Origin of the sequence: Streptomyces sp. NRRL WC-3549, assembly GCF_000721935.1 — a bacterium.
In the GTDB taxonomy this organism is placed as follows: domain Bacteria; phylum Actinomycetota; class Actinomycetes; order Streptomycetales; family Streptomycetaceae; genus Streptomyces.
The window spans coordinates 143,839-150,729 of sequence record NZ_KL585381.1 but is presented as its reverse complement, the minus strand read 5'-3'; the positions used below and the strand labels follow the sequence as shown (position 1 = coordinate 150,729).

General features: G+C 70.3%; 6 protein-coding genes and 1 pseudogene. 5 read left to right on the top strand and 2 right to left on the bottom strand.

What is annotated here, in order from left to right; genetic code table 11:
• Positions 1–23 precede the first annotated feature (23 nt).
• On the top strand, positions 24–917 hold the full coding sequence (locus IH13_RS0100945) for an LLM class flavin-dependent oxidoreductase (protein ID WP_031080160.1): 894 nt from the start codon (positions 24–26) through the stop codon (positions 915–917).
• A gap of 111 nt (positions 918–1,028) precedes the next feature.
• On the opposite strand, the gene IH13_RS0100940 is transcribed toward IH13_RS0100945, so the two are convergent.
• Together IH13_RS0100940 and IH13_RS0100935 are read right to left on the bottom strand one after the other, a co-directional pair.
• Positions 1,029–1,571, bottom strand: a complete 543-nt coding sequence (locus tag IH13_RS0100940; protein ID WP_031080158.1) for an RNA 2'-phosphotransferase — start codon at positions 1,569–1,571, stop codon at positions 1,029–1,031.
• 318 nt (positions 1,572–1,889) lie between these two features.
• A pseudogene (locus IH13_RS0100935) lies at positions 1,890–2,780 on the bottom strand (alpha/beta fold hydrolase); the annotation flags it as partial.
• Between the two features lie 265 nt (positions 2,781–3,045).
• Between IH13_RS0100935 and IH13_RS0100930 the strand changes: the two are divergent.
• The 4 genes from IH13_RS0100930 to IH13_RS0100915 are packed head-to-tail and all read left to right on the top strand — an operon-like array spanning position 3,046 to position 6,594.
• Positions 3,046–4,017, top strand: coding sequence for an ABC transporter ATP-binding protein (locus IH13_RS0100930; RefSeq protein ID WP_031080154.1), 972 nt, complete (start codon positions 3,046–3,048; stop codon positions 4,015–4,017).
• Positions 4,007–4,918, top strand: coding sequence for an ABC transporter permease (locus IH13_RS0100925; RefSeq protein ID WP_031080152.1), 912 nt, complete (start codon positions 4,007–4,009; stop codon positions 4,916–4,918). The genes IH13_RS0100930 and IH13_RS0100925 overlap by 11 nt, the downstream gene beginning before the upstream one ends.
• On the top strand, positions 4,915–5,826 hold the full coding sequence (locus tag IH13_RS0100920; RefSeq protein WP_031080150.1) for an ABC transporter ATP-binding protein: 912 nt from the start codon (positions 4,915–4,917) through the stop codon (positions 5,824–5,826). Before IH13_RS0100925 ends, IH13_RS0100920 begins: the two co-directional genes overlap by 4 nt.
• 30 nt (positions 5,827–5,856) lie before the next feature.
• Complete coding sequence (locus IH13_RS0100915) at positions 5,857–6,594, top strand: ABC transporter permease (RefSeq protein WP_031080148.1); 738 nt, start codon at positions 5,857–5,859, stop codon at positions 6,592–6,594.
• Positions 6,595–6,891 lie beyond the last annotated feature (297 nt).

The following is a 6,891-nucleotide window of genomic DNA, read 5'->3' as shown; positions in this document are numbered from 1 at the left end:
TCAGAGATGTGTATAAGAGACAGATGCGTCTGAGCACAGTGATCCTCCCCGTCCACCGGTGGGCCCAAGGACAGAACCTCTGGCGGCAGGCCGAGGATCTCGGCTTCCATGCCGCGTACACGTACGACCATCTCTCGTGGCGCACCTTCCGCGACGGCCCCTGGTTCGGCGCCCTGCCCACCCTGACCGCCGCCGCGACGGCGACCGAGCGCCTCCGCCTGGGCACGCTCGTCACCTCCCCGAACTTCCGCCACCCGGTGACGCTCGCCAAGGAGCTGATCACCCTCGACGACATCTCGGGCGGGCGGATCACCCTGGGGATCGGCGCGGGCGGCAACGGCTTCGACGCGACGGCCCTGGGGCAGGACGCGTGGACGCCCCGTGAGCGCGCTGACCGCTTCGGCGAGTTCGTGCCGCTGCTCGACCGGCTGCTCACCGAGGACGACGTGTCGCAGGACGGGGACTTCTACTCGGCGGTCGAGGCGCGGAACATCCCGGGCTGCGTGCAGCGGCCCCGGCTGCCGTTCGCGGTGGCGGCCACCGGGCCACGCGGGCTGAAGCTGGCCGCCCGGTACGGGCAGGCGTGGGTGACGACCGGGGACCCGAAGCTGTACGAGGAGGGGACCCCGGAGCAGTCGGTGGCGGCCCTGCGCGGCCAGGTCGAGCGGCTCGGCGAGGCCTGCACCGGGATCGGGCGCGACGCCGGACCGATGGACAAGGTCCTGCTGACCGGCTTCACCCCGGAGCGTGGCCGCCCGCTGGAATCGGTCGACGCGTTCGTCGATTTCGCCGGCCGCCACCGCGACCTCGGCTTCACCGAGCTCGTCGTCCACTGGCCGATCCCGGACTCGGACTTCGCGGCCGACCAGAACGTCTTCGAAGAGATCGCCACGCTCGCCCTCACGCAGCTGGGCTGAACCGGTCCGGCGGTGAGAGGCTCACCGCGAGATCGGCGGCGGACTCAAGGGCTCCCGGTCCGACGGCGTGTGAGGACAGGCGGCCTCTTCCGGGCCGGGGCCCTGCCCGGGTCACCCGGGCAGGCGGAGGAAGCGCGGCGGCACGGAATCGGTGAGCCAGACACCGTTGGCACTCACCTGGAAGGAGTGGCCCGCGCGGTGCATGGCGCCCGCGTGTACGGAGAGGACGACGGGGACGCCGCGCCGGGCGCCGACCCGGGTGGCCGTCTCCCGGTCGGGTGAGAGGTGGACGTGGTGGCGCCGCATGGGCCGCAGCCCCTCGGCGCGGATCGCGTCGAGTACCCGGCCCACCGTGCCGTGGAAGAGGTACTCGGGGGGCTCGGCCGGCGGCAGACCGAGGTCGACCGTCACGGTGTGGCCCTGGGCGGCACGGGTGCGGTCGCCGTCCACGGTGAAGCGCTGCTTGTCGTTGGCCGCCACCACATGGTCGAGCTCGGCCCGTGACACGGTGAACCCATGACGGGCGCAGGCCTCCAGCAGTTCGTCGACGGGCACCCAGCCATGGGCGTCGAGGGTGATCCCGATCCGTTCCGGTTGATGCCGCAGATGCCTCGACAAGTACGTGGATACCCTCACGGTGCGTGGTGTGCTCACCCCGCCAGCGTGCCCGCCGTGGTGCCACCGGTGCATCCGTATTTCGCACGGTGTTGGTGATATCGATGGTCAAGACGAGGTTTGGTCCACAGCCAAGCCGGGTTATCCACAGGCTGGATGGGCGATCTGTGGACAACACCCCTGCTGCGCCAGGGTTTTACACAACTAGGCGCTCTCGGCGCACGGTTGGCGCCGCGCCACCACATACCGGCTCACCGAACGCTGTTGAGCGCGCGATGCCCAACCCGCCGGCGCAGCGGCCTTGTTGGCAGGCGGCTGCAACTCGCCCCGGGCGTCAGGCTTTCGGCTCCCTCATGCGTTCGCCCCGGCGAACTCCGTGATCCAGGAGGCCAGCTGGTCCGGCCTGGTGCGGGGCACCCAGTGCTTGGCGGGCAGGGAGCGCCGCACCAACGTGGGCACCCATGACTCCAGTTCGTCGTAGAGCGAGGGGGACAGGAAGGCGTCCCCGGTAGGAGTGATCAGCTGGACCGGCACATGGGCGTGCGCGTCCCTACGCGGTCGGCGCAGCCGGGTCCGGACGTTGTCCCGGTAGAGCCAGGCGCCATGTGCCGCGTCTCTGGGCAGGGATGAGGTCGGGTAGCCGTCCGCCGGGACCTTCTCCATCCGGCGCAGGAGCCGCGGCCAGTGCCGGCCGAGCGGCCCGCGCCAGGCCAACTCGGGCAGCACGGGGGTGTGCAGGGCGTACACGTACCAGGACTTGGCGCCCTGACCGGCCAACTCCCGCACGTCCCGCGCCGTACGCCGCGAGGCCCGACGCCTGATCCAGTGGCCGAAGTGGTCGAGGCCGGGCCCGGACATCGAGGTGAACGACGCCACGCGGCCCTTGGTGCGCTCGACCGTGGCGAACTCCCAGGCCTGGACCGAACCCCAGTCGTGGCCCACCACGTGGACGGGCCGGTCGGGGCTCACCGCGTCCACGACGGCCAGGAAGTCGTCCGTCAGCTTCTCCAGTGTGAAACCGCCGCGCAGCGGCCGGGGCGCCGTCGAACGGCCGTGGCCCCGCACGTCGTACAGCACCACGTGCCACCGCTCCGCCAGCCGGTCCGCCACCCGCGACCAGACCTCCTTGCTGTCCGGATAGCCGTGGACGAGTACGATCGTCGGCCGCGAGCGATCGCCCAACTCGGCGACGCACAGCTCGATCCCGCCCGTACTCACCCAACGCTCCCGCGCGCCACGCAGCTTCACGCCGCCCCCTCGTCGATGTCGGCATCGCGCTACGTGTCCGTAACGTGACACCGCCGAATCTCGCAACCCGACGCCTCCGCGTCAAGGGATGCCCGGAACCTGTGGACGAACGGGTCATCCTCCGCGGGGTCCCCCTACGGGTCCGTACGCCTCTGGTCTGATCCCGATACGACCGCCTGGTCTGACGACTCCGGCAAGACGCGCCACTACCTTCGTGGACGTGACTGTGATCGCGACCGAAAGCCTGAGCAAGAGGTTCCCCCGGGTGACCGCGCTTGACCGGCTCTCCTTGGACATCGGACCGGGTGTGACCGGCCTGGTGGGGTCCAACGGAGCCGGCAAGTCCACCTTGATCAAGATCCTGCTGGGTCTGTCCCCCGCCACCGAAGGCCGGGCCGCGGTGCTCGGGCTCGACGTCGCCACCGACGGCGCCGCGATCCGGGAGCGGGTCGGGTACATGCCCGAGCACGACTGCCTGCCGCCCGACGTGTCCGCGACGGAGTTCGTCGTCCACATGGCGCGGATGTCCGGCCTGCCGCCGACGGCGGCGCGCGAACGGACCGCCGACACCCTGCGGCACGTAGGCCTGTACGAGGAGCGGTACCGCCCCATCGGCGGCTACTCGACCGGTATGAAGCAGCGGGTCAAACTGGCCCAGGCACTGGTCCACGACCCGCAGCTGGTGCTCCTGGACGAACCGACCAACGGCCTGGACCCGGTCGGCCGGGACGACATGCTCGGACTGATCCGACGGGTCCACTCGGACTTCGGGATCTCCGTCCTCGTCACCTCGCACCTCCTCGGTGAGCTCGAGCGCACCTGTGACCACGTCGTCGTCATCGACGGCGGCACGCTGCTGCGGTCCAGTTCCACCAGCGACTTCACCCGGACCACGACGACTCTGGCCGTCGAGGTCACGGACAGCGACGCCCACCCCGACGGGGCGCAGTCCCTGCGCCGGGTGCTCGCCGACGCCGGTGTCACCCTCCTGGGCCTCGACGGCCTCGACACCGAAGGGCTGCCGGGCGCCGGCCACATCCTTCTGGTGGAGGCGACGGGCGAGGAGACGTACGACCTGGTCCGCGACAGCGTGGCCGGGCTGGGGCTCGGCCTGATCCGCATGGAACAGCGCCGCCACCACATCGCAGAGGTCTTCCGGAGCGAGGCGCCCCCGCGGGGCGCCGCCGCGACGGCCGGGACCGGACAGCAGAAGGGAAGCGGTCGTGATGAGCGCTGACACCCGGACCGGTACGGCCGGAAGCGACGCCTCCCGGATCCACAACATCGGATACCGCTCGTACGACGGCGTGCGGCTGGGCCGCGCATACGCCCGACGGTCGCTCTACTCGCAGTCCCTGCGCGGGTCCTTCGGGCTGGGGCGGTCCGCCAAGTCGAAGGTGCTGCCGATGCTGCTGTGCGGGGTGATGTGCCTGGTGGCGCTGATCATCGTCGCGGTCGCCATGGCCGCGCCCACCATGACGAAACTCCCCATCGAGTACACGTCTTTCGCCATCTACCTGCAGGCCGTGATCGGCCTCTTCGTCGCTTCGCAGGCCCCGCAGTCCGTGTCGAGGGACCTCCGCTTCAAGAGCATCCCGCTGTACTTCTCACGGCCGATCGAACGCGTCGACTACGTGATCGCGAAGCTGGGGGCGATGGCGTCGGCCCTGTTCATCCTCACCGGGCTCCCCCTCGTCATCCTGTACGTGGGCGCCCTGCTGGCCAAGTTCGATTTCGCCGACCAGACCAAGTGGTTCGGGCAGGGGGTGGTCTCGGTGGCCCTGCTGTCCATCCTGTTCGCGGGCATCGGACTCGTCGTCGCCGCGCTGACCCCGCGGCGGGGATTCGGCGTCGCCGCCGTCATCGCCGTACTGACCATCACCTACGGAGCGGTCTCCACGGTCCAGGGCATCGCCTGGACCACGGGTTCGACCGGTGCCGTGTCCTGGCTGGGCCTGTTCTCGCCGATCACGCTGATCGACGGGGTGCAGACCGCGTTCCTCGGAGCCTCCTCCGCCTTCCCCGGTGGCGAGGGCCCGGGCGCCGCGGCCGGTGTGGTCTATCTGATCGTTGTCCTCGCGCTCGTCGCCGGCTCGTACGCCGTCCTGATGCGCCGCTACCGGAGGGTCGGGCTGTGACCACCATCGAGATCGACCACACCTCGCGCTGGTTCGGCAACGTGGTCGCCGTCAACGACGTGAGCATGACCGTGGGGCCGGGTGTGACGGGTCTGCTGGGCCCCAACGGTGCCGGAAAGTCCACGCTGATCAACATGATGGCCGGGTTCCTCGCCCCGTCGACCGGCAAGGTCACCCTGGACGGCAAGCAGATCTGGCGCAACGAGGCCGTGTACCGGGACATCGGCATCGTCCCCGAGCGGGAGGGGATGTACGACTTCCTGACCGGCCGGGAGTTCGTCGTCGCCAACGCCGAACTGCACGGCCTGGGTGACGCGGCCGCGCACAAGGCGCTGGCCACGGTCGAGATGGAGTACGCGCAGGACCGCAAGATCTCCACGTACAGCAAGGGCATGCGCCAGCGCGTGAAGATGGCGTCGGCCCTGGTGCACGAGCCCTCCGTGCTGCTGCTCGACGAGCCGTTCAACGGCATGGACCCGCGCCAGCGGATGCAGCTGATGGAACTGCTCCGGCAGATGGGGGCGGAAGGCCGGACGGTCCTGTTCTCCTCGCACATCCTGGAGGAGGTCGAGCAACTCGCCTCGCACATCGAGGTGATCGTCGCGGGCCGGCACGCCGCGTCCGGCGACTTCCGGAGGATCCGCCGGCTGATGACGGACCGGCCGCACCGCTACACCGTGCGTTCCAGCGACGACCGGGCACTGGCCGCCGCACTCATCGCCGACCCGTCCACGGCGGGGATCGAGGTGGACACCACCGAAGGGGCCCTGCTGATCCAGGCCGTCGACTTCGGACGCTTCACCACGCTGCTGCCGAAGGTGGCACGCGAACACGGGATCCGGCTGCTGACCGTCTCACCGTCCGACGAGTCCCTCGAATCGGTCTTTTCCTATCTCGTAGCGGCCTGAGTAGTGGCCTGAAAGGAGCTGTGAAGCGTCATGTACGACCCCACAGTCGCCCGGCTCACCTACCGGGCCCTGCTCGGCCGGCGCCGGGCCGCCATCCTGTTCGTCCTGCCCGTGCTGCTGGTGGCCATCGCCGTGGCGGTACGGACGTTCGCCGGGGCTGACGACGGAGTCGCCTCGGGCGTTCTCGGCGGGTTCGCCATCGCCACGATGGTGCCGCTGATCGGTGTCATCGCGGGGACGGGCGCCATCGGGCCGGAGATCGACGACGGCTCGATCGTCTACCTGCTGGCCATCGTCTACCTGCTGGCCAAGCCGGTGAAGCGGCCGACGATCATCGTCACCAAGCTCATCGTCGCCGTCGGGGTGACGATGCTCTTCTCCGCGGTGCCGACCCTGGTCGCGGGCCTCATCCTGAACGGCAACGGGGGCCAGATCGCGGTGGCGTACATGATCGCGGCCCTCGTCGCCTCGATCGCGTACAGCGCGCTGTTCCTGCTGCTGGGCACGGTCAGCCGGCACGCGGTCGTCTTCGGCCTGGTGTACGCGCTGGTGTGGGAGGCGCTGTTCGGCAGCCTGGTGCCGGGCGCGAGGACGCTGAGTGTGCAGCAGTGGTCCCTGTCGGTCGCGGAGAAGGTGGCGGGCGAGGGCCTGGTCACCTCGGACGTCGGCCTTCCGCTGGCCACGGTCCTGCTGGCCGGGGTCACGGTCGTGGCGACCTGGTACGCGGGCCAGAAGCTGCGGGCGCTGAAGCTCGCGGGCGAGGAGTGAGACCACCCGTCGCCCGGCCGTTGTGACGCGACCCCCGTCCGCCGGACGGGGGTCGCGCCGTGTCCGGGTGCCCCGGGGCGTGACCGCGTGGTCGCCGGTTCGTTGGGCCGGGCGCGTGGAGGCACCTGGAATCTGTGACGTCGAGCTTTCGTGACATCGGGGAATGCCGGCGCGGGCGGGAGCGACCCGCCGTACCGGTCATCGAGCAAGTGGCAACCGTGAGCGCCCTCATCGCAGGACATCGCCCGGCTGGACGCGCGGCTCGATGAGGTGGCCCGGCAGGTCGGGGCGCCGGGC